This is a genomic window from Pseudarthrobacter phenanthrenivorans Sphe3 (assembly GCF_000189535.1).
GTDB classification, from domain to species: Bacteria; Actinomycetota; Actinomycetes; order Actinomycetales; family Micrococcaceae; genus Arthrobacter; species Arthrobacter phenanthrenivorans.
Genome location: NC_015145.1, coordinates 2367927 through 2390493 on the forward strand (window position 1 = coordinate 2367927; position 22567 = coordinate 2390493).

25 protein-coding genes and 1 pseudogene are annotated in these 22567 nt (G+C 68.1%); 18 read left to right on the forward strand and 8 right to left on the reverse strand.

The window, feature by feature from the left end; all coding sequences use genetic code 11:
* Nucleotides 1-27 precede the first annotated feature (27 nt).
* From ASPHE3_RS10975 to ASPHE3_RS10995, 6 genes and pseudogenes are all read left to right on the forward strand, one after another.
* Entirely contained in the window at nucleotides 28-1116 is a 1089-nt protein-coding gene (locus ASPHE3_RS10975) for a tyrosine-type recombinase/integrase (protein ID WP_254362854.1), read from the forward strand.
* A 49-nt stretch (nucleotides 1117-1165) separates the two neighbouring features.
* The gene (locus tag ASPHE3_RS22690) at nucleotides 1166-2137 is read left to right on the forward strand and encodes a hypothetical protein (RefSeq protein ID WP_013601286.1); all 972 of its coding nucleotides are present in this window, start codon (nucleotides 1166-1168) and stop codon (nucleotides 2135-2137) included.
* Entirely contained in the window at nucleotides 2020-3033 is a 1014-nt protein-coding gene (locus ASPHE3_RS22695) for a tyrosine-type recombinase/integrase (protein ID WP_254362857.1), read from the forward strand. The genes ASPHE3_RS22690 and ASPHE3_RS22695 overlap by 118 nt, the downstream gene beginning before the upstream one ends.
* A complete protein-coding gene (locus tag ASPHE3_RS10985) occupies nucleotides 3030-3320 on the forward strand; it encodes a DUF6262 family protein (RefSeq protein ID WP_013601288.1) in 291 nt (96 codons plus the stop codon). Before ASPHE3_RS22695 ends, ASPHE3_RS10985 begins: the two co-directional genes overlap by 4 nt.
* A gap of 301 nt (nucleotides 3321-3621) precedes the next feature.
* Complete coding sequence (locus tag ASPHE3_RS10990; protein ID WP_013601289.1) at nucleotides 3622-4767, forward strand: IS110 family RNA-guided transposase; 1146 nt, start codon at nucleotides 3622-3624, stop codon at nucleotides 4765-4767.
* A gap of 26 nt (nucleotides 4768-4793) precedes the next feature.
* A pseudogene (locus ASPHE3_RS10995) lies at nucleotides 4794-5030 on the forward strand (integrase core domain-containing protein); the annotation flags it as partial.
* On the opposite strand, the gene ASPHE3_RS11000 reads toward ASPHE3_RS10995, so the two are convergent.
* The 7 genes from ASPHE3_RS11000 to ASPHE3_RS11030 all read right to left on the reverse strand — a co-directional run bounded on the left by ASPHE3_RS11000 (nucleotide 4985) and on the right by ASPHE3_RS11030 (nucleotide 10325).
* Entirely contained in the window at nucleotides 4985-6196 is a 1212-nt protein-coding gene (locus ASPHE3_RS11000) for an Eco57I restriction-modification methylase domain-containing protein (RefSeq protein ID WP_148258099.1), read from the reverse strand. The pseudogene ASPHE3_RS10995 and the gene ASPHE3_RS11000 sit on opposite strands and share 46 nt — an antisense overlap.
* Nucleotides 6193-6837: an N-6 DNA methylase gene (locus tag ASPHE3_RS11005; protein WP_013601291.1), complete on the reverse strand. Its 645-nt coding sequence runs from the start codon at nucleotides 6835-6837 to the stop codon at nucleotides 6193-6195. The genes ASPHE3_RS11000 and ASPHE3_RS11005 overlap by 4 nt, the downstream gene beginning before the upstream one ends.
* Nucleotides 6834-7094 carry a helix-turn-helix domain-containing protein gene (locus tag ASPHE3_RS11010; protein ID WP_013601292.1) on the reverse strand — a complete coding sequence of 87 codons (261 nt, stop codon included), beginning with the start codon at nucleotides 7092-7094 and terminating at the stop codon, nucleotides 6834-6836. Before ASPHE3_RS11010 ends, ASPHE3_RS11005 begins: the two co-directional genes overlap by 4 nt.
* A 135-nt stretch (nucleotides 7095-7229) precedes the next feature.
* Nucleotides 7230-8366 carry an alpha/beta hydrolase gene (locus ASPHE3_RS11015; RefSeq protein WP_013601293.1) on the reverse strand — a complete coding sequence of 379 codons (1137 nt, stop codon included), beginning with the start codon at nucleotides 8364-8366 and terminating at the stop codon, nucleotides 7230-7232.
* A complete protein-coding gene (locus ASPHE3_RS11020; protein WP_013601294.1) occupies nucleotides 8363-9373 on the reverse strand; it encodes an MAB_1171c family putative transporter in 1011 nt (336 codons plus the stop codon). The genes ASPHE3_RS11015 and ASPHE3_RS11020 overlap by 4 nt, the downstream gene beginning before the upstream one ends.
* Nucleotides 9370-9834 (reverse strand): hypothetical protein, encoded by a 465-nt coding sequence (locus ASPHE3_RS11025; protein WP_013601295.1) that lies wholly within the window; start codon nucleotides 9832-9834, stop codon nucleotides 9370-9372. The genes ASPHE3_RS11020 and ASPHE3_RS11025 overlap by 4 nt, the downstream gene beginning before the upstream one ends.
* Nucleotides 9835-9893: 59 nt before the next feature.
* Nucleotides 9894-10325: a hypothetical protein gene (locus tag ASPHE3_RS11030; protein ID WP_013601296.1), complete on the reverse strand. Its 432-nt coding sequence runs from the start codon at nucleotides 10323-10325 to the stop codon at nucleotides 9894-9896.
* Nucleotides 10326-10635: 310 nt separating this feature from the next.
* On the opposite strand from ASPHE3_RS11030, the gene ASPHE3_RS11035 reads away from it, so the two are divergent.
* The 12 genes from ASPHE3_RS11035 to ASPHE3_RS11090 all read left to right on the forward strand — a co-directional run bounded on the left by ASPHE3_RS11035 (nucleotide 10636) and on the right by ASPHE3_RS11090 (nucleotide 21685).
* Nucleotides 10636-11715, forward strand: coding sequence for an ImmA/IrrE family metallo-endopeptidase (locus ASPHE3_RS11035; RefSeq protein ID WP_013601297.1), 1080 nt, complete (start codon nucleotides 10636-10638; stop codon nucleotides 11713-11715).
* Nucleotides 11715-12647 carry a bifunctional DNA primase/polymerase gene (locus tag ASPHE3_RS11040; protein WP_013601298.1) on the forward strand — a complete coding sequence of 311 codons (933 nt, stop codon included), beginning with the start codon at nucleotides 11715-11717 and terminating at the stop codon, nucleotides 12645-12647. The genes ASPHE3_RS11035 and ASPHE3_RS11040 overlap by 1 nt, the downstream gene beginning before the upstream one ends.
* A gap of 32 nt (nucleotides 12648-12679) precedes the next feature.
* A complete protein-coding gene (locus tag ASPHE3_RS11045; RefSeq protein WP_013601299.1) occupies nucleotides 12680-13327 on the forward strand; it encodes a DUF2637 domain-containing protein in 648 nt (215 codons plus the stop codon).
* Nucleotides 13324-13728: a hypothetical protein gene (locus ASPHE3_RS11050; RefSeq protein ID WP_013601300.1), complete on the forward strand. Its 405-nt coding sequence runs from the start codon at nucleotides 13324-13326 to the stop codon at nucleotides 13726-13728. The genes ASPHE3_RS11045 and ASPHE3_RS11050 overlap by 4 nt, the downstream gene beginning before the upstream one ends.
* Before the next feature lie 93 nt (nucleotides 13729-13821).
* A complete protein-coding gene (locus ASPHE3_RS11055; RefSeq protein ID WP_013601301.1) occupies nucleotides 13822-14709 on the forward strand; it encodes a hypothetical protein in 888 nt (295 codons plus the stop codon).
* Nucleotides 14706-15707 carry a ParB N-terminal domain-containing protein gene (locus ASPHE3_RS11060; RefSeq protein ID WP_013601302.1) on the forward strand — a complete coding sequence of 334 codons (1002 nt, stop codon included), beginning with the start codon at nucleotides 14706-14708 and terminating at the stop codon, nucleotides 15705-15707. The genes ASPHE3_RS11055 and ASPHE3_RS11060 overlap by 4 nt, the downstream gene beginning before the upstream one ends.
* A 36-nt stretch (nucleotides 15708-15743) precedes the next feature.
* Nucleotides 15744-16436 carry a hypothetical protein gene (locus ASPHE3_RS11065; protein WP_041652870.1) on the forward strand — a complete coding sequence of 231 codons (693 nt, stop codon included), beginning with the start codon at nucleotides 15744-15746 and terminating at the stop codon, nucleotides 16434-16436.
* 13 nt (nucleotides 16437-16449) lie between these two features.
* Nucleotides 16450-18060, forward strand: a complete 1611-nt coding sequence (locus ASPHE3_RS11070) for a M23 family metallopeptidase (RefSeq protein WP_013601304.1) — start codon at nucleotides 16450-16452, stop codon at nucleotides 18058-18060.
* 6 nt (nucleotides 18061-18066) lie between these two features.
* Nucleotides 18067-18333 (forward strand): DUF6112 family protein, encoded by a 267-nt coding sequence (locus tag ASPHE3_RS11075; RefSeq protein WP_013601305.1) that lies wholly within the window; start codon nucleotides 18067-18069, stop codon nucleotides 18331-18333.
* Between the two features lie 171 nt (nucleotides 18334-18504).
* Complete coding sequence (locus tag ASPHE3_RS11080; RefSeq protein WP_241263536.1) at nucleotides 18505-18801, forward strand: DUF6112 family protein; 297 nt, start codon at nucleotides 18505-18507, stop codon at nucleotides 18799-18801.
* A gap of 31 nt (nucleotides 18802-18832) precedes the next feature.
* Nucleotides 18833-20212: a hypothetical protein gene (locus tag ASPHE3_RS11085; RefSeq protein WP_013601307.1), complete on the forward strand. Its 1380-nt coding sequence runs from the start codon at nucleotides 18833-18835 to the stop codon at nucleotides 20210-20212.
* A 3-nt stretch (nucleotides 20213-20215) separates the two neighbouring features.
* Entirely contained in the window at nucleotides 20216-21685 is a 1470-nt protein-coding gene (locus ASPHE3_RS11090; RefSeq protein ID WP_013601308.1) for a PrgI family protein, read from the forward strand.
* Nucleotides 21686-21727: 42 nt separating this feature from the next.
* Here the strand turns inward: ASPHE3_RS11090 and ASPHE3_RS11095 are convergent, their stop codons facing one another.
* On the reverse strand, nucleotides 21728-22489 hold the full coding sequence (locus ASPHE3_RS11095; RefSeq protein ID WP_013601309.1) for a hypothetical protein: 762 nt from the start codon (nucleotides 22487-22489) through the stop codon (nucleotides 21728-21730).
* Between the last annotated feature and the right edge of the window lie 78 nt (nucleotides 22490-22567).

A 22567-nucleotide genomic window follows, 5' to 3' on the forward strand; every position in this document is an offset into this window, starting at 1 on the left:
ATGGGCAGAGACGTTGATCTTCGGCTCGTGGAGCAGGACGAGGGGTGGGTGCTGGCCGGCGCCGACGCTGCCCGGTTCGTCGTTGTGGATGAGTACCTGGCGCATCTGGTCGACCGGAACTACTCGCCCAAGACGGTGCGGGCCTATGGCTATGACCTGCTGAGCTTCTGCCGGTGGCTGGTCGAGGAAGAGAGCGCCACAGGACTCCGCGACGACGCGGGCAGCCCACTCGATGCGATCGACACCGATGTGCTGCTTCGGTATCTACGCGCCTGCCGCGACGCGACGGTCCCAGGCAGGCCGGGACCGAACGTGGTCGCGATGTCGGGACGGCGGGTCGACCGGTACGCGCCATCGACGATCAACCGGCGGCTGGCGGCGATCTCAAGCCTGTTCGGGTTCCTCACGCTGCGCGATCCCGACTTGAGGAGTCCGGTGCCGAAGGGCAAGGAGGCCCGCTGGGTCGTGGCCGGGGAACGCTCCGGGCTGCTGGCGCACACCAGACGTCGACCGGCGAAGCGGTCCTCGCTGCGACTACGCGAACCACGGCGGCTGCCGGTCGCGTTGTCCCAGGGCGAGGCCGCGAAACTGCTGGGCAGCTTCAAGTCCTGGCGCGACCAGTCCATCGCCGGGCTGATGCTCTACTGCGGGCTGAGGTCAGCCGAGGTCCTCGGCTTGGACGTGACCGACGTCGACATCGGCGGCGGCTGGCTACGCGTGATGGGCAAGGACCAACGCGAACGCCGGGTCCCGCTCGACGTCGACTTGGGGTCGGTGATCCAGGTCTACCTGCTCACCGAACGTCCCGAGTCTGACTCGCCGCGACTGTTCCTGGTCGCCAAGGGCGCTCACCGCGGCCAGCCATTGACGCCGGCCGGGCTGCGCACCATCTTCCGCTACCACCGCGCGCTGACCGGCGTCGCCGCCGGACACCCGCACACGCTGCGGCACACCTTCGGGACCGCGCTGGCCGAGGCCGGCGTGGACCTCGCGGTGATGCAGGCGCTGCTCGGCCACGCGCACGTCGACACCACCGCGCGCTACATCCATCTGGCCCCAGCTCATGTGAAGGCAGAGTTCGATGCCGCTCGCGCTCGCATCCGCGACCGATCCTGAATTACCAGCCCAAGCATCTGGCGGGTCCCCGGGTCTGCTGGAGTCGTACTTGGAGTACCTGACCGCCACAGGGCGCGGGAACGTGTCCTACACGAGAGCTGCGCAGCGGTTCTTCGAGCGGTGGTCGGACCCGAGGACGTGGGCGGCCGAGCCGCTGGAAGTGCGCTTGTCGGCCGGCAGTGCGACCCGGCCGATCATCACCTACCTGATGCTTCATCAGGGTCTGGCGCCGGGCTACGACTACCTGCTGGATCGAAAGCTGGCCAGCATCTGGCGTGAGATCAAGTCCTCCCCGTACGCGGCAAGCATTGAGCGGTTCATGACAGCGGCCGCCGAGCTGGGGTTCACCGAACGGGTTCGATTCGCGACCGGCTCCCAGGTCCCGATCCGGCTGCTGATCCAGACAGGTCGGCCGTTGGAGCAGCTCACCATCGGCGACCTGGACGAGTTCGCGGCCGCATGTCGCGAGCGGGAAGCCCGGGCCGGCAAGGGACATCACCACTATCTGGCGGCACTCAGCAACGCCCAGCGAGTCCTGTACCACCTGGCGATCGTCGATCAATGGCCCCGCAGCGGCGGACCAGTGCCGTTCGCAGAACGGCTCGCCGGGGTCAGCAGGCCGCTCCAGACCGCACTGGTGGCCTACCTGGACCGCAAGCTGGCCACCTGCCAACCCAAGACCGTCACCGCGCTGGCGACCCGCCTGAAGCACTTCGGGACCTTCATCACCCAGATCGACCCGCGGCTGGAGTCGCTGGCCGGATTGGAACGCCGCCAGCACATCGAGCCCTACCTGTCGTCCCTGCTGGACGCTGTCAGCGAGAAGACCGGGGAACCGATCACGGTCGCCGACCGCGCCCGCCGGGTGATCGCACTGTCCGGCTTTCTCACCGACATCACCGAGTGGGGCTGGCCCGACGCACCGGCCCGCAAGCTCGTCTTCCGCGAAGACATCCCCAAGACCCCGCAGATCCTGCCGCGCTACCTACCAGTCGACGTCGACAGACGACTGCCGCGCTGACCGAGCAGCCCACCAACCAGCTCGCTGCCGCGGCGCTGCGGCTGCAGCGGGCCTGTGGGCTGCGGATCGGCGAGCTTCTCGACCTGGAGATGGACTGCGTCCATGAAGTCCCCGAGCACGGTCACTGGCTCAAGATCCCGCTCGGGAAGCTCGACACCGAACGGATGGTGCCCATCGACGCCGAGATCCTCGAGCTGAGCGACCACATCACCACGCTGCGCACACCGGGCAGGGCGCTGCCGCATCCCCGCTACCGACGGCCCGCCCAGTTCCTGTTCACCTACCTGGGCCGACGCCTGACCCAGCAGGCCGTGCGTGCCGAACTCGACCGGGCCGCGACGGTCGCCGGACTCGGGCACATCACCAGCCACCAACTGCGCCACACCTACGCCACCGCCCTGGTCAACGCCGGGGTGTCGCTGCAGGCGTTGATGGCGCTGCTGGGACACGCCTCTGCAGAGATGAGCCTGCGGTACGGGCGCCTGTTCGACGCCACCGTCCGCGCCGAGTACGAACGAGCCCTGGACCTGGCCAAGCAGCAGGCCCGGACACCCGTCCCGGGCCGGGTCGAGCTGCCCCTCGTCAACATCACCGGCGGGAAAGACTGGAAGGACACGCCGCTGCTGAAGTCCCGGCTGGCCGGCGGCTTCTGCCTACGTGCACCCGCCCAGCAAGCCTGCGCCTACGCCAACATCTGCGAGCACTGCCCCAGCTTCCACACCGACGCCAGTTCGCTGCCGATCCTGGCCGCCCAGCGGGTCGATGCCCAAGCGCTCGCACGCGACGCCGAACAACGAGGCTGGATCACCGAAGCCGAACGCCACCAACGGCTCGTCGACCGGCTCGACCATCTCATCGAACACACCCACCGAGACGGCCAGGAGCAGACCGGATGAGTGCGAGCGTCCTCAACGACATCGAACGTGCCTGCGTGCAGCTACGCCGCGACGGCCAGCCGGTCACCTTCACCGCCGTCGCTGCCGCCACCGGCATCGCCCGCAGCACGCTGTACCGCAACACCACGATCCACGCGCTGATCAACGAGCACCGCCACCGCCGCGCAACCGACGGAACCATGGCAGGGCTCACCGACGAGATCGCCACCCTGCGCACCGTGGTCGACGAACTCGCTGCCCGCGTACGACGCCACGAAGAACAACTCCGCCGGCTCACCCGAGACTGACATCGTTAACCGGCCAACGGGCTGATCGCGGCGAAGAATAGCCGGATAATGCTTCGACTGCGAGCATCGTGACTGCGCCACCACCTGGGGTCTGACCCTTGCTTATGACCGGCCCTGCGGGTGCCCTCGCGTTGACGTGTCGGCCCCGGGTGGTGGCGTTCACCAGGCTGCTGGCCGGGTGGGCAGTGACCTGATAGGAGCCTGACTCGACCAGGGCCTCATCGCAGTCCTGTCCGCCCACTCCGGCCAGCTGAGCCATGGACAGCCCGCCCGGAAAGTGCGAGAGAGGATCCACAGCCCGATGCCCAGCATGCAGCTTCGGCGTGACGATGTCATCGTCGGCGTCGACACCCACAAGGACAACCACGTAGCGGTCGCGATCGACGGCTTTGGCGGCCGGCTCGGCGACATCGTCGTGCCCACCACCATCGCCGGGTTTGAGGAGCTCCTCGCCTTCTGTCTGGCCTTCGTCGGGTCGGCCGGTCGGCTGATCGGGTTCGGCGTCGAGTGCACCGGCTCCTACGGGGTCGGCTTGGCGCGCTACCTGCGCAACCACGGTCACGACGTCCACGAGATCGCCCGCCCAGCACGGGCCGCGGAACGTCGACTCGCAGGGAAGAACGACACCATCGATGCCGAGCACGCTGCACGCCAGCTACTGGCTGGGCACGGGCTGTCGACACCCAAGACCGCCGACGGCGCGGTCGAAACGATCAGGCTGGTCAAGATCGCCTACGACGGTGCCGTTCAAGCGCGGACAACCGCGATGATCACGCTCAAGGCGACCCTCGCGACCGGGAGCGAGGCGTTGCGGGCGGAGCTGGAGACGCTCACCGACCACAAGCTGATCCTCGCGTGCGCGGCGCTGGAGGGTCCGACTCCACTGCCGCCCGTGCGCCGTGGCGCACCTGCCGTTGTTGTGCCGGGCGACCCGGATGTGGCGATGCGACACGTGCTGTCCTCGATGGCGAAGCGTTGGCTGGCGCTGCACGAGGAGGCCAAGGCTCACGCCGCATCACTGAAGGCACTCACTGCGGCCGCTGCGCCCCAGCTCGTCGAGGCCGTCGGCGTCGGCTACGACACTGCGGCACAGATGCTGATCACCGCCGGCGACAACGCCAACCGGATCAAGTCCGAGGCAGCGTTTGCCAAGATGTGTGGCGCGTGCCCGATCCCGGCTGGATCCGGCAAGACCAACAGCCGGCACCGTCTGTACCGCGGCGGGAACCGGCAGGCCAACGCCGCGCTGTATCGCGTGGTCATCGTGCGCATGCGCTGGCATCAGCCGACGATCGACTACGTGGCCCGTCGCACCGCCGAGGGCATGTCGAAGCGGGAGATCATCCGGTGCCTGAAGCGGTACCTCGCTCGCGAGCTCTTCCGCCTGCTGCCGGCCCCGGACGCCATCGCCAAGCCCGTTAATGGAGAGCTCGAAATCGCGGCCTGATCGACTTGACGATCTATAGGAGCATCAACGCGCTCGCCGAGACCGTCAACGGCTACTACAAGGCCGAGCTGATCCGCGGCCCCGCACGCGAGGGACGGCCATGGAAGACGGTCGAGGACGTCGAGCTCGCCACCCTGAGCTGGGTCCACTGGCACAACCACGACCGCCTCCACAGCTACCTGGCCGACGTCCCGCCAGCAGAGTTCGAAGAGCGGTTCTACGCTACGAAACGGACCGACCAGACCCTGGTCGGAATCCAATAGCCCGAGCCTCCATCAGACCCAGGGCGATTCACCACATCGCCGAGGAGAGGCTCCGACTCTCCGTCAACTCTGTGCGCCCTCACCTTGTCCAGAATCCGCACGCCCTCGTTGCGACGCACGAGCACGTCATAGGCGTCAAGCATCCGAAGTGCGGGTTCGCCGATAGCCTCGTCTCCGATCTTGGTGGTGACCTCGCACGGTCCCTCATGGTCTCGACTCCACAACCAGTACGACACGCCGCCTCGAATCTTCACGCCAGGAAAGACGTCGTACAGCTGCGGATAGTCGATGAGTTTCGCAAAGCGGTGGTCGGCGAGCATCCGATCCCGGAAATCGTCCAGACCCTTCCCGCCCGAGAACCATCGCGACGGGGTGATCATCACGGCATAGCGAGGGTCGAGCGCGAGTGCCTTCTCGACGAAGAGATTGTAGATGGGCGTGGCCGACGCGCCGCCACCACCGCCTCCATCCCCCAACTGATAGGGCGGGTTGCCGATGATGACGTCGAACTGCATGTTGTCTCCGAACAGCTCGGCGATCCGAGCTCTGATGTCGTCGGTATGGATGAATGCGTAGGCGTGAGTTTCCAAGTCGTCACCGCGTGCGTAGCTGCCTTCGCTAGCACCGCAGTAGGTGCACTTGCGGTTGGTATAGACGGCGATCTCTTCGCGCGTAAGCGGATCAACCCGAAACTCGCGTTTGCCACCGCCCCAGGCGTGGTCCGTGCGATCGAACCAGATGTTGCCGTCCTCGGTCGTGAACGACCTGGCGATCGAGTGCGGGCCGTTGGCGAACTTCGAGCAATAGACACTCCGGCGAGCCAGCAGTGCAGTGAGCTGTGTGATCCCGATGCCGAAAACCTGACGGGTGAGGATGTGATCGACGCGCTGGGCGAGGTCAGGGAACGTCAGGATCAGTCCGTCGGTGAGGCGGCGAGTGATCTCGCGAAGGAAGACCCCCGACTTGGTGAAAGGATCGAGGAACGTGACATCGGGGTTGGTCCAGATGTCGGCGCCGTCGTTGGCGTCTGCCCACGCGGCGGCAAGCGTGTCGAGCATCTGGTTCGCGAACTCCGGCGGGGTGAAGACCTCATCGTTGGAGAGGTTCGCGATGCACGTCAACACATCCGGGTTGTGCCCTCGGAGGGTGAAAGGTGCAAGGGTCACGCGGCGGCCTCGGCGATCTGACTGACGGTCATCGTCGGGTAAGTCTGCGCGGGGACGAACAGGTCCTCGTCATCGAGCTCGCCGAATAGGGTTCCCTCGTACGAGGCGCGCTGAGTGAGGTCGTCGTAGCGAAAGTCGCGCCTCTGGAACTTGCCTTTGCCGAGGTAGCCCCACTCAGGAAAGGTGATCGGCTGGCCGCTTGGCACGGTCATGGTCAAGGCATCGCCCTGGACGATGTTCACGGCGAGAACCGCGCGGGCCGCTCGCGCCCACTGGTCATCGTTGCCGATACCCAAGAATGTGTTGAACACCTCGGCGAGATTGTGGCGGCACTCTTCGGCGTTGTCTGCGAGAAGTTCGATACCGTAGGTGCACATGAGCGCGAACAATGCGTAGTGGCGCTTCTCGAACTCGCTCTTGCCGTGCCGAAGCTCGACCGTGGCGAGCTTGCGAGCCAGGACGGGGATGAGGAAGTTGCCCGAGCCGCAGGCGGGTTCGAGTACGCGGGAGTCGATCCGCTCAGACTCGTGCTTAACGAGGTCGAGCATGTCCTCGACCATCCACGCCGGCGTGAACACCTCGCCGTGGTCCGCAACGCGTTGCTTGGACTTCACCAAGCGCTGGGCGTCTTTCAGGTTCATCTTCCCCCCTCCCCGTGCTCGTCGTTGTCATGAGCGTAGGAGCGTCCACCGACACCGGGATGGGCTACGTGGAGCTCTTGGTCACTGGCCGCCGCACCCGCGCGCACCCAGTCGTCTATCTCGCTGGCTTGGAACTTCCAGAGGCGTCCGACCTTGTGGGCGGGCATGGCCTTCTCGGCGATCCAGGTGTAGACGGTGTCTTTGGTGACCCCGAGGTGGGCGGCGATGTCGTCTGCGGACAGCCACGGCTCAGCCACGTTGGTCCTTCCTCGCTCAATGGCCCAGGCAGGCCAACACCCACGATGATACCGGCTGAGGTACGGCTTGAGTTGGGTTTCTCCGGGCGTGGCCGAACGAGACGGGTTTCGAGAGTGGCCGCTGCGTTCTGCCGATCAGCGTGGGATGCGCACCTTGAGCCAGGCGGTCACCGTGTTCCGCCAGCGGTCCAGATCGCTGTTCCAGCAGAGGGTGTGGCCGGCATCGAAGGTCTCAAGCTCAACGAGGTCCGGGCGAGCGTCTCGGAGTGCTTGTGAGAGCCGGATCGGCACGGAGTCGTCTCGGGTGCCGTGGAGGATCAGGGTCGGCGTGTTGAGCTCTACGGCTCGGGATGTCCAGTCGAAGGTGGGAAGTGGGATGCGTCCTGGCAGGCCGACTGTGCGTGCCAGTGGGTCGAGGGTGAGCCACGGGATCGCGAGGTGCCCGGCTGCTGCAGGCCATCCGCTGCGGGCGCAGTTGGACTTGATGACTTCGGTCCAGTTGAGGACTGGGGAGTCGAGTACGAGCGCGGCGATCAGTCCCGGATGTCGCGGGTGGTCGGCGAGCTGGAGAGCGACAGCGGCACCCATCGACCAGCCGAAGATCACGACCTGTTCGGCTCCTCGTCGGACGGCGTACCCGATGGCCTCGTCAACGTCGCTCGTCTCTGCGTAGCCGAAGGTCGTCCGGCCGGTGCCAACTCGCGGCCCTTCTGCTGTGTTGCGGTAGCTGACGACGAGGGAGGTGTAGCCGAGTTCGGTTGCGGCGAGGACGCCGCGGAGGGTGCCGGCGCGGGTGCTGCCGAGGCCGTGGATGTGGATGGCCCAGGTCGCGAGGTCGCCGTCGATGCGCCAGGCCGGGCATGGTCCTGCGGGGGTCGTGATGGTGATGTCGCGTGTGTGGAGTCCGGCGTCGGCTGGGGTGGCGTAGTAGATGCCGCTCCAGGAGGCGCAATCGCCGGTCTTCGGAGTGAAACCCGATGTGGTGCCCGTGATCCTGCGAGCGACGCGGGTGGGTCCTCGATCGACGGTATCTGTGGCGAGCTGCGCCCAGCCGCCGTGCTCGAACCAGAGATTGTAGATGCCTGGCGCGGCGGCCTGGTCGGTGCGGTCGAGCACGATCAGGTCGCCGTCGTCGGTGTACTCGACGCCTCGAACGGTGAGGTCGAACATTCGTGGGCCGACGGGTGCGGTGAGCCGCCGCGCGATGGCCCACCCGACCCCGGCAACCGCTGCCGCCGCGGCCCCAGCGCCGAGAGCGATGCGGCCTATCACGACTCCCGCTCCTCGACGTAGGGAACGGGCGAGGTCGTCGCGAGGGCACTGTCGCTTCCGACGAGGTGGCTCTCGGCGCGTTCGAGCAGGTCGCGGTCGTCGGTGCTGATGTCGAAGGTGATGCGAGGGTCGATCATCGCGTCGCGGATTTCGACGATCACTCGGTGGAGGTGCCCTTCGGGGTCTTCGCTACTGGCGGCGAGGGGGTCGGCCTGGCTCAGCCCGGGCCGTGCGCGCGTCGCCTGGTGCCAAAGCGACTCCAGCTGCGCTGTGAGGGCGACGGTCTGCCTCTGCCGGGCGCGGTGCTGAGCGCGACGGACGGCAGGCTGGAGCGCGAACCCGGCACAGAGGAACACGAAGGTCAGGACGGAGAGCGGATCGTAGGCGGACTGGATAGTGTGCATGAGGTCGAGGTGGCCCGTGGCGTGGGCAACGTCCATGACGATCACGGCGAGGCAGAGCGCGACGCCGAACGCCGACCCCAGGCTCAACAGTGCCGCGGGGAGGTGCTGGATGCCGGTGTTGTGCCGGTACTGCCTTATGGCGAGGACGAGCATCGCCACGACAATGACGAGGCAGTAGGTGAAGTTGATGATCGAGTAGACCGCCGCCGCTGGCTGTGCGCCGAGGTCGATCATAAATCGTGTGGTAGTGGTGCCGCGGTCGATGAGCAGGAACGATGCGGTGATCGCGAGCAGCGCGACGAGCAGGACGGGGATGCTGACGGCGGCTCGGACGAGCCTGGGCCGGTACTCGCCGGTCTTCATGACGCCGCGGCCGAGGAAGAACAGCCCGGTCATCAGGAGCGCGTCCGCGATCAGGGTGGCGAGGTTGGTGCCACCGAGCAGTCGATCGACGGCGCTGTAGGCGGCATCCACGTTGAGCGTCATCGCGATGGCGATGGTGAGGGCGGCGTAGGTGATGCTTCGGTCGGTGCGTTTGCGTCGGAAGATGAGCAGGCTCGCCACGAGCGCCCACATGAGCGTTGCGACGAGCGTCTGGATCATCCGAATATCTCCGAGTATCTGGACTCTGCGAACACCGACCCTCGGATGCCGGCGGCGAGCCGGTCGGCGAGGGACTCGGCGGCGATCTCGGTTTCGCTGTCGAGGTCTTGCCGCCTGAGCAGGCGACCTCTGGTGTACGGCGGGATGTTGGGCAGCAGTACCTCCCCGACTGCACAGCCGTCGCCTTCGCCGTGGCCAAGGATCATGTGGGCGAGCTCGTGGAGCACGAACTGCTGGCGATGCAGCGCGGAGTCGCTGCGGGCGTGAAGCACGACGTCTTCGGCATCGGTGGAGAGCCAGAGCGCGCAGAGGCCGTCGTGGGTGTCGAGGTCTGCGAGTTCGACGACGCGGAGCCTACGGTGCCGCCGGTCTTGGACGGTGTGGAGGAGATCGTCAAGGGCGAAGGTATTGCCGAGCTCAAGGCCCGCGACGGCCGCCGATACGGTCTGTTCGATCTTCACGGTTCGCCCCTTCTCTGTAGGGAGCAGGGACCGGTGGCGGCTCCATCGTGCGGTACCGGTCAGTGCTCGGGCATGTGTGTCATTTCCTCGTCCAGGAACTTGGTGATGGCGTGGAGTGCTTTCGGCGAGATATCGCCGAGGGTGCGGGCAGCGTAGGACTTCACCTTCGCGGCACGCATGGACCGAACCAGGTCGAGCTGCGCAGAGACCTTCTCGGGAGTGGCAGCACCGTCCTCGCCGAGCAGGAACGCGGCGTCCACGTCGAAGAACTCCGCGAGCCCTTCGAAGACGGCGGGGTCTTGGACGTAGCGGTGGCCGTTGACCATGTACGTCCAGCGCGACCGCGACAGGTTGGTGCCTCGTTCTTGGAGGTAGCCGGCGATCTGCGAGTAGGTCGGCTCCGTGCCGGACTCGGCGACGGCGACATCCATCAGGAGCCGCAGACGTTTGGCGAGGTCTTCGGCCGCAGCCTGGCTCTCGTCTTCGGTCATGACGGTGACCCCCTTCCCTTCGCAACGGGCAAGGCATCGATGTAGTCCACCCAGAAGGTGGTTGTGCATGCTCAACCGTACTCGTTGAGCATGCACAAATCAAGGCTTGCGCATGCTCAACGGTCAGTGTTAGAACAGGACTCCGGGGCATTTTGAGCATGCTCAATGTTGCGTCCCGGTCTCGGCTCGGGCTGCCTCAAGGAGGTGAACGATGTCCAGCTCACGGTCTGGGCGCGGGTGTTCGCGCCTACCTGCCAGGTGTACCGCCGCGCGCAGCCGCGTCGCGGCCCGCCGAAGAGGAGGCCGGAGCATGGCATCGAACGAGGACGCCCGCGCGGCGCGAGAGGCGAAGCTCGACGAGCTGCACGAGAAGCTGACCGGCGCGGTCGAGTCGCTGGTCTCGGGTGACGACTGGCGCCAGGCGCTCGCCTTCGCGGCGCGGTTCCGGTCGCGGTCGTTCAACAACACGATGCTGATCTGGGTGCAGCACGAAGCCGCGTTCGAGGCAGGCCGCGTGCCCGAACCCTTCCCCACCCTGGTTGCCGGGTACCGGCAGTGGCAGGGGCTCGGTCGGCAGGTGATGAAGGGCCAGCCGGGCTACATGATCTTCGCGCCCGTGACGGGCCGGTTCGCCACCGCGACCCCTGCCGGTGCGGGCTCGTGGCGGCGGCTCGGGCCGAGGGAGACGCCGAAGGCCGGCGAGGTGGTGCGCTCGCGGATGGTCGGAGCCCGGCCGGCCTACGTGTGGGATGCCTCCCAGACCGACGGAGAACCATTGCCAGTTCCGCCCGCTCCGACGCTGCTGGAAGGCGAAGCACCCTCGGGGCTGTGGGACAGGCTGGCCGGGCAGATTCGCGGCGCGGGGTTCGAGGTGCTGCGGGTGCCACACGAGGGGATGATCTCCGGCGCGAACGGCATGACCGACTATGAGGAGCGCACGGTAGCGGTGCGGGAGAACATGGACCCTGCTGCGCAGGTCAAGACGCTCGCGCACGAGCTGGCGCACGTGCTGATGCACGATCCCGACGACGAGGAAGCACGTCAGCATCGCGGCATCCGCGAGGTCGAAGCCGAGTCCGTCGCGCTGATGATCGGTGCCGCGCACGGCATGGACACCACCGGGTACACGATCCCGTACGTCTCGACCTGGGCCGCCCGCGTGGACGGCCAAGAGCCCGTCCAGGTGGTGCAGTCCACCGGCGAGCGGGTGCGGAAGACCGCGCTGGCGATCCTCGACCAGCTCGACACGCTCCAGGTCGGCGACGGCACCCCGCCCGGACTCGAACGCGACGCTCCCAGTCCGCGCACCTCCCGTACGGCTGCGAACTCGGTGGAGACCGATCGTCCGCGTGCTGCGTCGGCGCCAGCGCTGGCAGGGCGGAGGCTGTGATGCCCGAAGCATTCGATGTCCTGGCGGCGCTCATTCGCGTGGATCGTTCACCGAGCCTGGGGCTCGCGGCGCGGAGCCTCGCGGCGGCTGGCGTGCCCGTGTTTCCGTGCGTCGTCGAGGGGAAGCGTCCGCTGACCCGCCGTGGGTTCCTCGATGCGAGCAGCGACCCGGAACAGGTTGCCGCGTGGTGGTCGCGCACACCGAACGCGAACATCGGCATCCCGACCGGCGCTCCATCCGGCGTTGTCGTCGTCGATGTCGATGTCCACGGCCCCCACGACGGCCGCGCGGCGTTCCAGCGCGCCACCGACGCGGGGCTCGTCGATGGCGCGGGTCTGCTCGTGCGCACACCCACCGGAGGCGCGCACGTGTACTTCCCGGCGACCCCGGGCCGCGAGCAGCGGTCGTGGCAGGCAGCCACCGCGGGCGTCGACTTCCGGGGCGACGGCGGCTACATCATCGCTCCTCCCTCCCGGCGAATCATCGACGGCAGTGTGTGCCGCTACGAGGTCGCGGACATCGCCGCGCACTCGGTCGGTCATGTGGACGCGGCCCGTCTGCGGGACTTCCTCGACCCGCGCCCCGTCGCTCCACTACGCGCCAGCAGCGGCTCGATGGATGAGGATGCTGAGCGGTTGGCGACGTGGGTCGCTGGGCGGGGTGAGGGCGAGCGGAACCGAGGCCTGTTCTGGGCTGCCTGCCGCCTCGCAGAGAACGGCGTCTCGCCCGCCGAGGCGCTCGATGCGCTGGGTGCTGCGGCACAGTCGGCGGGTCTGGGTGATCGCGAGATCACCACGACCGTGCGCTCCGCCTACCGAGCCACCCAGCCCGCATCCGAAGTGACGCCCGGCGGCCGGAGCCAGAGCGCGGGTCGGTGGTTCGGTCGCTCGGCGAGCCCACCGTCCGCAGCCTTGGGGAGGGCTGGGCTGTGAGGCGTGAATCGGGAGGGCGGCGCTGGGCCGCGATGACGGCGGTCGCGGGGACGGTGTTCATCGCCGCCGGGGCGTTCTGGCTGTCGTTCACGTCGTTGGCCGATCTGGCTGCTCGCTCCGGGATCGGGGCTGGGCAGGCGTGGGCGTGGCCGCTGATCGTGGACGGCATCATCGTCGTCGCCACGGTTGCCGTCGTCGCGCTCGCCGGGCAGCGCTCGGCCTGGTATCCGTGGGCGCTGCTGGTAGGCGGCGCGCTCGTGTCGGTGACGGCGAACGCCATTCATGCTGTCGTCGCCGCGGACGCCGACGTGCCAAGGATGCTCGCGGCCTCGGTCGCCGCGGTGCCGCCCGTCGTGCTGCTGGCCATCACGCACCTGACCGTGATTCTCACCCGCACCACCGACCCCCATGCGGAACCCGCCACTGCCGACTCGTTCTCGACGAACACCGCGGATTCGATGCCTGCGCTGCCGCCTGGCGAGATGGAGGCCAACCGTCGCGATGAGGGTGTGGCGGATCGGCGGGCGCTGGGGTGGGAGCTGCGCGAGGCGGGCTGGTCGAACAAGCGGATCGCCCGCGAACTCGGGGTGCATCCGTCGACGGTGGGCCGCTGGTTCGCCGTCGCGCACCTCACTGACACCACTGACACCGCCGACGAGCGGGAGGAGACGATCCCATGAACACCACTGAGAACCCCCAGCGCAACGATTCCGCGAGGCCCGATCCCGCACGGCTGGTGCCCGAGGAGCCGCGGGAGCGCCCCGAGTCGGTCGAAGTGATGAGTACGCCGGAGGCGGTGCGGGCCGCGCCGGTCGCCCGCGACGACAAGCGGCACGCGCTCGTTCGTGGGCGAGGCGTGGAGTGGGTGCGCCCCACTGACTTGATCGCCCGGCACTCGGCGCACGCGGCCGGGCGGGGTCTCGACTTCCAGGCCGAGCTGGCACGCCGCACCCGCACCCCGCTCGGTGCAGGTGTTCGTCGTCTCGGGGATCGCGCCCGGCGGTTGCCGCCGATCTCGGCGTTCGGGTGCAGCGCCGCACCTGCCTCGCAGGTGTCCCGCTCCGGGGTCTCGATGAGTTGACGGTGGTGACAGGTCATGGCTGCGACGGCATCGGCATGCAGGACGCGCTCGTGGGAGCGAGTGCGCACCTGCCTGCCAGGAGGTGCCGACACCATGACCAGACCAACCAGCACCAGCACCGAGCAGACGGCCGACGGGGCTGAGGACTTCACCACCGGCGAGGGCCTGCGTGCCCTGCTCAATCGCCTCGCCGAGGGCGGCGAGGATGCCTGGGTTCACGACCCGGTGGCCCGCGACCTGATGGAGTTCGCCGCCGACAAGTACCGCGCGCTCGCGAGGAAACACAGGCTCGACACCTGGGAAGCGGTGACGGCGGCGTTCGACGCGATGCAGTACCGCTCGACCCGTGAAGCCAACGATCCGTGGGCGATCATCACCCACGCCGTGCGGATCACCTGCGTCTACGAGGAACGCGCTCAAGGTCTGCTCTGCTCGGTGCACCAGGCCCGCCGCGCCCACGTCTCGGCGTTCCACGACCCTGAACGATTCTCCGAACGCGACACCGCGCTGGCCGACTACCATCCCGCGTTCCACACCACCGACCTTCGTCCCAGCGACCTCGAACCGGAACCGCGCGACAGTCTCGGGTCAGCGCAAGCGTGCATGTCCGCTGGATCGGCGGCCGAGGACGCCATCGCGATGCTGTGCCTGCTCGACTGGCCGACCGACACGGCGCGTGCCGCTGTCGAGCACGTCTGCGGGGCGTTGATGAAGGCTGGCACCCGCCAGTCCGCCTACGAGGCACTGCGCCGCGATCGGCACGCGCGGGCACTGCTCGACCTGCCGCGCCGCTCCTGGGCCGCGCTGCTGAAGGCGCTGCTCGGGAACCCGCACCCGGCTTACGTGGCCACCAGCAGCGGTCGCGGCATCCTGCTCCGGCTGCTGCTGGGCGAAACGCTCGACCTGCTGCTCCGCGACGACGATCTGATCCTTGCGCTCGCACTGGCCGCTCCGAGTGGTGGAGGCGGTGAGTCGTCGTGATCGAGCCACAGATCGGCAGCATCCAGCTCGACCGCACCGTCGAGTCGATCCTCGTCGGCACCCGGCACCGCGCCGACCTCGGCGACATCGACGCCTTGGCCGCGTCCATCGAGCGCGACGGGCTGCTGCAACCTCTCACGATCACCATCGATGGCGTGCTGGTGTGCGGGGCACGACGGCTCGCCGCGATCAAGATGCTCGGCTGGCGCACCGTCAACGTGTGGGTTCGCAGCGGTCTGTCTGACCGGCTCGGGCAGCTCCTCGCCGAGCAGGACGATAACATGCTGCACAAGCCCTACACACAGCTCGAAGCCGCCGGCCTGTACCGCGAGATCAAGCAGGTCATGGCCGAAGACGCCGCCCGCCGGAAGTCCGCCACGCAGTTCAGCAGCGAGAACCAGCCGGGGAACGACGGTGGTGCAAACTTTGCACCACCGTCGAGCGGGCCACTCGGGAAGACCCGGGAGCAAGCGGCGGCGATGATTCCCGGCGGTGCGTCACACACGACGCTGGAGAAGATCGGCTACCTCGAAGACATCGCCAACAACCCCGCTCAGCCCGAGACGTTGCGCGCCGAGGCCGCCGCCGGACTGGAAAGGATCGAGGCCGGGGACTCGGTGCATCCGATCTATCAAGCGATCCGCGACGCCGACACCACCGAGCGGGAGCGGCGCGAGGCAGAGCTGCACGCCCGCGCCGAAGCAGCCGTGGCCCGCGCGAAGTCGATCAAGAAGGGCAGGCGCACCCCACCGCGTCCGTTGCCCCTGGCCACCGAAGACGGGCAACCCGTCCGTTACCCACTGCGCGCGTTCATCCAGACCTGGGGCGAACTGACGAACTGGTGGACCCACTACGACGCCGACACTCTCGCCGGTGAACTGACCGACGAGCAGTTCGAGAACTTCCTCGCCACCGCCGACGGCACCGTCCGGTTCGCCGACGCGCTCCGAGCCGCCCGCGACGGCGCGGCGGAGCGGCCACGACTCCGCGCACTGTGACAACGGGCAGAGGTGCCGGGTGCGCACCTGCTCGGCATGAGCCCTGCACCTACTGATCCTCGGAACCGCCGCCGACTCGTCGCCCTCATCACCGCCGGCATCGCCCTGCTGCTCCTGGTCGGCGTCGGCGTGTACGGACTCCTCACCGGGCCCCGAAGCAGCACCAGCACCGATCCCGACCCGGAGCCCGGCCCGGCCACGACGGCACCGCCGACCGTGGCACCGAGCACGCCCCGGACACCCCGGGTTCCAGCCGTCCCGCATTCGGCCAATCCCGAGACCTTCGCACAGGGAGTCGCGTCCACGATGTTCGCGTGGGACACCGCCTCGGGGCTCTGGCCGCTGGACTACACCTCGGCGATCCTCGCGGTCGGTGACCCCAGCGGAGACGAGCAAGCCGGGCTCGCCTCCGACGTGGCCGTCTACCTGCCGACCCGCGACGCCTGGATCGAGCTGCGGCAGTACGCCACCCGCCAGCACCTCACCATCGACACCTCGTACGTCCCCGATGCCTGGACCGACGCGGTAGCGCAGGCCCAGCCGGGGCAGCTCGCGGCAGGCACGACGGCCGTCACGATCGAGGGCACCCGCCACCGTGCCGGGGTCTGGAACGGCCAACCGGTGACCAGCGAGCATCCGGCCGCGTTCACCGTGTTCGTCGTCTGCGCACCGACCTATCCGACGTGCCATCTGCTGCGGCTGTCGCAGCTCGACAACCCGCTGCGCTGACGGGGATGGTGTCGTGTTCCGCAAAGCCGCCACCGCAGCCCTGGCGCTGCTGTTCTTCGCCCCCGCCGCAGCGCTCCTCGGGATCGGGGTGCTGATGAACCCCGCCGCCGCCTACTGCGCCACGCCTACCGGGACTGTGAACCTCGGCCCGATCCCGGACTCGCTCACCGTGACCACCGCGAACGGCGAGACCTTCACTCTGAACCGTCAGCAGCTCACGCACGCGGCCACGATCATCTCCGTCGGCAACGGCATCACCGACGTGGGCAGACCAGGAATCAAGATCGCGCTGATGGCCGCACTCAACGAATCCACGCTGCGGATGCTCACCAACACCGGCACCTACCCCGAGTCGGCGAACTACCCCAACGACGGCAACGGCGGCGACCACGACTCCCTCGGCCTGTTCCAGATGCGCCCCCAATCGGGGTGGGGCACTGTCGCAGAGTTGATGGACCCGACCTACCAGGCGCGAGCGTTCTTCGGCGGGCCGACCGGGCCGAACTACCCCTCGCCGCGCGGCCTGCTCGACATCCCCGGCTGGCAACAGATGGACCCCGGCGAAGCCGCCCAAGCCGTCGAGGTCTCCGCCTACCCCGACCGCTACCGCAACTACGCGCCCGTCGCCGACAGCATCCTCGCCGCCCTCACCAACGGCGGCAGCACTCCGGTTGGCGTGGGTGGCCCGGCGGTCTCGTCGTCGCGGGTGGTATTCCCACTGCCCGAGGGCACCTGGGTGCTGTCCTCGCCGTTCGGGATGCGGGTGCACCCGATCACGGGCGAACGAAAGATACACACCGGCACCGACTTCGCCGCACCCGACGGCACGCCGATCCTCGCCGCCGCGGACGGCACCGTCACCATCGCCGAGTTCTCCGGCGGGTACGGCGGCCTCATCGTCATCGAGCACACCATCGCCGGCAAGACCGTCGCGACCGCTTACGCACACATGTGGCAAAGCGGCATCCACGTCCGTCCCGGCGATCGGGTGAGCGCCGGGCAGCACATCGGCGATGTCGGCTCCTCGGGCATGAGCACCGGCGCACATCTGCACTTCGAGGTCCGGCCCGGCGGCACGAACGGTGAGGCAATCGACGCCGCCGCCTGGCTCAACGAGCACGGTGCCGCGAACCTGCCGACGGCGACCAGCGGATCACCCGCTGCCTGCAACAACGCCACTGCGGGGACGCCGGTCGGTGTCGATGGAGACCCCGACCGGCTCGTCGACGATCCCACCAGCTCGGGCAAGATCACCGCCCGCCTGCTCCACCTCTACCAGCAGACCCTCGCCACGTTCCCCGACACCGGCTGGGGCTGCTACTCACCGCGCCCCGGCACCAAGTCCGAGCATCCCCTCGGCAGGGCGTGCGACATCACCTTCGGCAACCGCATCGGCCAGCGACCCAACCCAGAACAGCTCGACGCCGGCTGGAAGGTCACCAACTGGATGAAGGACAACGCCGACGTGCTCGGCGTCGAGTACCTGATCTGGCAAGGCCAAATCTGGTCCCTCGCCCGCGACTCCGACGGCTGGCGACCGTACAACGGCGGAGGCATGCACGACCCCGCCTCCATCACCGGAGGCCACTACGACCACCTCCACGTCACAGTCAAGGTGGGGTGATCGGCGATGGGTGTCTTCCCCGACTTCGACGGGCTCGGCGGTATCGGAGACCTCCGCGCCGTGGTCGGCGCGCTCCTGACGTTCGTCCTGATCGTCGCCGTCCTCATGCTGATCGTCTCGGCGATCGTCTGGGCCATCGCAACGGCCCACGGCAACTACGCCACCGCCAGCAAGGGACGAATCGGAGTCCTCGTCGCCGTCGGTGCCGCCGTCCTCGCCGGAGGCGGCGTCGCCTGGATGAACTGGCTCCTCAACCTCGGCCAACAGCTCTGACACCGAACACCTCTGAGCCCGTTGATGCCCACGTCCTCACCGGCGTGGGCATTGCTATTCCGTCGCCGAGGGGTCACGGGTGCACCTGTGGCGTGTACCCCGTCTGCGAGTTCGTGGGCGGGCCGCCCGTCGCTAAGGAGTCCTACCGTGTTCGATCTGCTCGCCAACGTCATGTCCGCGCCGTTGCTGGTGCCGATGGACATCAACATTGACCCCAACACCGACGGCCTGCCGGGGATCAACCAGTTGCGAACCATCGTCGGCGCGGTGATGACCATCGGCCTGATCCTGTCCGTGCTCGCGCTGATTGTGTCCGCGATCGTGTGGGGCTTCGGCGCGAACTCGTCGAACCCGCACCTCGCCTCGCGCGGGAAGATCGGCGTCCTCGTCTCCTGCGGTGCTGCGGTGATTTGCGGCGCGAGCGTGACGCTCATCAACTTCTTCTGGAACGTCGGCCAGTCCGTCTGACCCGCCCCGTCGTCGAGAGCTGGTGTTCGTGATGGGCGTGTGCGACGTTCCCGTGATCTCCTCGGTCTGCGATGCCGTCGGCGAAGGAGCTGCGTCTCTGGTCGCGGCCCCGTTCGACTGGCTCGCCCAGGCGATGGGTGCCGCCGCGGGGTGGCTGTTCGAGGCGGTCTGGTCGGTCTTCGACACCACGACGCTGGTGGATGTCACCAAGCCCGGTTACATCGCCGTCTACAACCTGTTGTTCGGTATCGCGGTCTTCGTGATGCTGATCTTCTTCTGCCTCCAACTCATTACCGGGCTGATCCGACGCGACCCCACCGCCCTCACCCGCGCCGCCCTGGGTCTGGCGAAGTCCGTCCTCGGGTCGTTCGTGGTCATCACGCTGACGGCGCTGCTGCTGGAGGTCGTTGATCAGCTGTGCATCGGGATCGTGCAGGCCGCCGGGGAAACGACCGAGTCGATGGGCGACAAGATCGCCCTGCTCGCTGCGGGGCTGGTCGGGATCAATATCGCCGCTCCCGGCGTGGGCGCGATCATCACGATCTTCATGGCCGGGCTCGCGATCACTGCCGCCGCGATCGTGTGGCTGTCCCTGCTCGTCAGGAAGGCGCTGCTGTTGGTGGCGGTCGTGTTCGCGCCGCTCGCGTTTAGCGGCGCGTCGTGGGATGCCTCGCGGGGGTGGATCGGGAAGTGGGCGATGTTCGTGGTCGCGCTGATCTGCTCCAAGCTCGTGCTCGTCGTGATGTTCCTCGTCGCGATCACCCAAGTCTCCGCACCGATCGACGCCGACCTCGCCTCGGTCAGCGACCCCATCGCGGGAATCGTGCTGATGGCGATGGCCGCATTCGCCCCGTATCTCACGTACAAGTTCATCGCGTTCGTCGGGTTCGACATGTACCACGCGATCGGCTCCGAGCAGGATGCCAAGAGCGCCCTCAACCGTCCGATCCCCGTCCCGACCAAGCCGCAAGGCGGCGGCGACCCGAAGAAGGTGCTCGACGGAGCCAGCAGTGGCGGCGGGAACGCGGGCGGAGGTTCTGGTGGAGGAAGCAGCGCCCCGCCACCGCCGAAGACCCCGGCACCGGCACACGCCGCGAGCGGCGGAGGTGCCGCCGCTGGTGGAGGGGCCGCAGCCGGCGGGGGCGGCGCAGCCGCGGCCGGTCCCGTCGCGGCAGGCGTCGTGGTCGGGGCGAGTGTCGCCAAGGGTGCCGCGACCGCCGGGCCGAAAGCCGGAACCGCGCTGGGAGCCCAGGGCGAGCACGCCGCCGACGCCGCCGCGCAGACACCGCCACCTCCCGCAGCCTCGCCTGCGGCACCGCCGTCGAGCCCGGCACCACGACCGCCGAGCACCGACCCGTCACCGCCACCGAAGCAGCCCCCGCCGCCCGCGCCACGCCCACCGAAGGAGTAGACGATGAGCAGCACGAACCACGACCGTCCCACCGCGGGCGAACTCGTGCCGGTGAAGTTCTCCCGCCTCACCCGCCGCGGTGTCCTCCTCGGTCTGTCGCTGACCCAGCTCATCACGCTCGCCATCGGCGGAGCCACACTCATCGGCGCGTTCTACGCCGGCGGCGGGATGCTGCTCGCCTACACCGCCCCCATCTGGGTACTCGCCGCCGCACTGACCTGGATACCCATCGCGGGCCGGCCCATCGTGGAATGGCTACCCATCGCCTGCTGGTGGCTGTGGCGCACCACCGGCGGGCAACTGCTCTACCGACACAGGATCGTCGTCCCACGCCCCGTCGGAACCCTCGCCCTGCCCGGCGACATGGCGCGACTGCGCGAATACACCGACCCCGACACCAGCGCCGGAATGATCCACGACCCCCACGCCGCAACCTTGACCGTGGTGTGCGAGGTCACCCATCCCGCGTTCGTGCTCCTCGACCCCGGCGAACAGGAACGCCGCGTCAGCTCCTGGGGTCGCGTCCTGGCCACCGTCTGCCGCTCCGGGCGGATCGCGACGCTACAAGTCCTCGAACGCACCCTCCCAGACTCCGGCACCGGACTCGCCGAATGGTGGGCCACCCACGGCACCCCGGACGGCTCGTGGGCGGCCGACACCTACGCAGAACTCATCGACCGCGCCGGCCCAGCCGGCGAACGGCACGCCACCACACTCTCGCTATCACTGGACATGAAGACCAGTGCGCGGCAGATCAGGACCGCGGGCGGCGGGATTCGTGGTGCTGCCGCCGTGCTGCGGCAGGAGATGAACACGCTCGTCGCCGCGCTCCGCTCCGCCGACCTCTCGCCGTCGGGATGGCTGACGCCGGGGCAGATCGCGGTGATGCTGCGCTCCGCCTACGACCCCGCTATCGCCGCCACGCTGGAACGCCACGGCAGGCTCGGCCAATCCCTTGCGACCGCAGGGCCGGTCGCGGTCACCGAGACTTGGGGCAAGCTCCGCACCGACTCCGCCCACCACGCAGTGCTCTGGGTCAGCGAGTGGCCCAGGTCGCTCGTCTATCCGGGATTCCTGTCGCCGGTGCTGCTGTCCACCGGCATCCAGCGGTCGTTCTCGCTGATCTGCACCCCCATGCGTTCCGACGCCGCTGCTCGCGACATCCGCAAGAAGAAGGTCGAGCACATCTCCGACCAGGCCCAGCGCGCGAAGATCGGCCAGATCGAAGACGCCTCACAGACCGCCGAGTACCACGACGTGCTCCAGCAAGAAGCCGACCTCACCGCCGGACACGGCATCCTCCGCTACACCGGCCTCATCGCCGTCTCCGCACCCACCGTCGAAGAACTCGACGCCGCCGTCGCCGCCATCGAGCAAGCCGCGATCCAGGCATCTTGTGAGACCCGGCTGCTCGTCGGCCAGCAAGCCGCCGCCTTCACCGCCGCTGCGCTCCCGCTCTGCCGGAGGGTCTGACGGGTCTTACGTGCCTCGCAGTGTGAAGCCCGTACCAAACGACTACGCGCTGTCCCTCGTGCGGTCGGCGATTGACCTTGGAGCGTCGACCTGCCGCGGACGAACGAGAACATACTCGCCGTCAGGGGTCATGCTCTCGCGCAGCAGCTCAACGACGCGCACGAGCGTCGCATCGTCAATCGTCGGTCCGTCCAGAGCGGCGCGGACCGCGTCTTCCAACTCGCTTGGAAGCACCTCGTCGTCGATGCGGACATTGGCGAGCATTGATCGCGCGCGAGCTGCGTATTGGTCCGCCAGCAACGCTGAAAGAAGAATCGCCTGGTACTGCTCCGCCGTCATGCTCTGTGGGCTGCGCGCCAGCTCTTCCGACGGTGGCTCATTATGCTCGGCGAGCGGACCTTCAAGGTACGCAGTAGGAACCTCATCTACCTTGCCGACTTCGACAGAGAACGTCTGCCGTGGCGGTCGAGTTGTGGCCCACTTCCACAGTCTTGAGACACCGAGGACCGCGGCGTCCACCGCAACATCAACTCCACGTTCAATGTAGGGCGCTAACGCCTCCATGATTGCGTCGCCGACTTGGTACCGGAACTCCTGACCGGGCGAAGGGCGCGCTGGTACCAAGGGTCCGCGCGACCGCACGATCTCGTCGATGTCGGCTGGGCGAGACTCAGTAGGACCGAGCAGGTTCTTGGTGTCGTCGTCACGGAGCAGGTCCCGTTCATACCCACGGGTCGCCCGCGACTCGGAACGGTGGGTTCCCTCGCGACGCCGCACCCAACGCAGCTCTTCGTCGTCGTTCATGCCTCACCTCCTCGGTGGTCGAAGTTTACCGGCGTCGAGCGCGGTGGGCTGGAGGAATAAGAAGCCCCTTGCTGCTGA

Bases quoted from the DNA above. Each gene is read 5' to 3' on its own strand.
- ASPHE3_RS10985 (WP_013601288.1), top strand. From the start codon at position 3,030: ATGAGTGCGAGCGTCCTCAACGACATCGAACGTGCCTGCGTGCAGCTA.
- ASPHE3_RS10990 (WP_013601289.1), top strand. From the start codon at position 3,622: ATGCCCAGCATGCAGCTTCGGCGTGACGATGTCATCGTCGGCGTCGAC.
- ASPHE3_RS11005 (WP_013601291.1), bottom strand. From the start codon at position 6,837: ATGAACCTGAAAGACGCCCAGCGCTTGGTGAAGTCCAAGCAACGCGTT.
- ASPHE3_RS11020 (WP_013601294.1), bottom strand. From the start codon at position 9,373: ATGATCCAGACGCTCGTCGCAACGCTCATGTGGGCGCTCGTGGCGAGC.
- ASPHE3_RS11030 (WP_013601296.1), bottom strand. From the start codon at position 10,325: ATGACCGAAGACGAGAGCCAGGCTGCGGCCGAAGACCTCGCCAAACGT.
- ASPHE3_RS11035 (WP_013601297.1), top strand. From the start codon at position 10,636: ATGGCATCGAACGAGGACGCCCGCGCGGCGCGAGAGGCGAAGCTCGAC.
- ASPHE3_RS11040 (WP_013601298.1), top strand. From the start codon at position 11,715: ATGCCCGAAGCATTCGATGTCCTGGCGGCGCTCATTCGCGTGGATCGT.
- ASPHE3_RS11045 (WP_013601299.1), top strand. From the start codon at position 12,680: ATGACGGCGGTCGCGGGGACGGTGTTCATCGCCGCCGGGGCGTTCTGG.
- ASPHE3_RS11050 (WP_013601300.1), top strand. From the start codon at position 13,324: ATGAACACCACTGAGAACCCCCAGCGCAACGATTCCGCGAGGCCCGAT.
- ASPHE3_RS11055 (WP_013601301.1), top strand. From the start codon at position 13,822: ATGACCAGACCAACCAGCACCAGCACCGAGCAGACGGCCGACGGGGCT.
- ASPHE3_RS11065 (WP_041652870.1), top strand. From the start codon at position 15,744: ATGAGCCCTGCACCTACTGATCCTCGGAACCGCCGCCGACTCGTCGCC.
- ASPHE3_RS11075 (WP_013601305.1), top strand. From the start codon at position 18,067: ATGGGTGTCTTCCCCGACTTCGACGGGCTCGGCGGTATCGGAGACCTC.
- ASPHE3_RS11080 (WP_241263536.1), top strand. From the start codon at position 18,505: ATGTCCGCGCCGTTGCTGGTGCCGATGGACATCAACATTGACCCCAAC.
- ASPHE3_RS11085 (WP_013601307.1), top strand. From the start codon at position 18,833: ATGGGCGTGTGCGACGTTCCCGTGATCTCCTCGGTCTGCGATGCCGTC.
- ASPHE3_RS11090 (WP_013601308.1), top strand. From the start codon at position 20,216: ATGAGCAGCACGAACCACGACCGTCCCACCGCGGGCGAACTCGTGCCG.
- ASPHE3_RS11095 (WP_013601309.1), bottom strand. From the start codon at position 22,489: ATGAACGACGACGAAGAGCTGCGTTGGGTGCGGCGTCGCGAGGGAACC.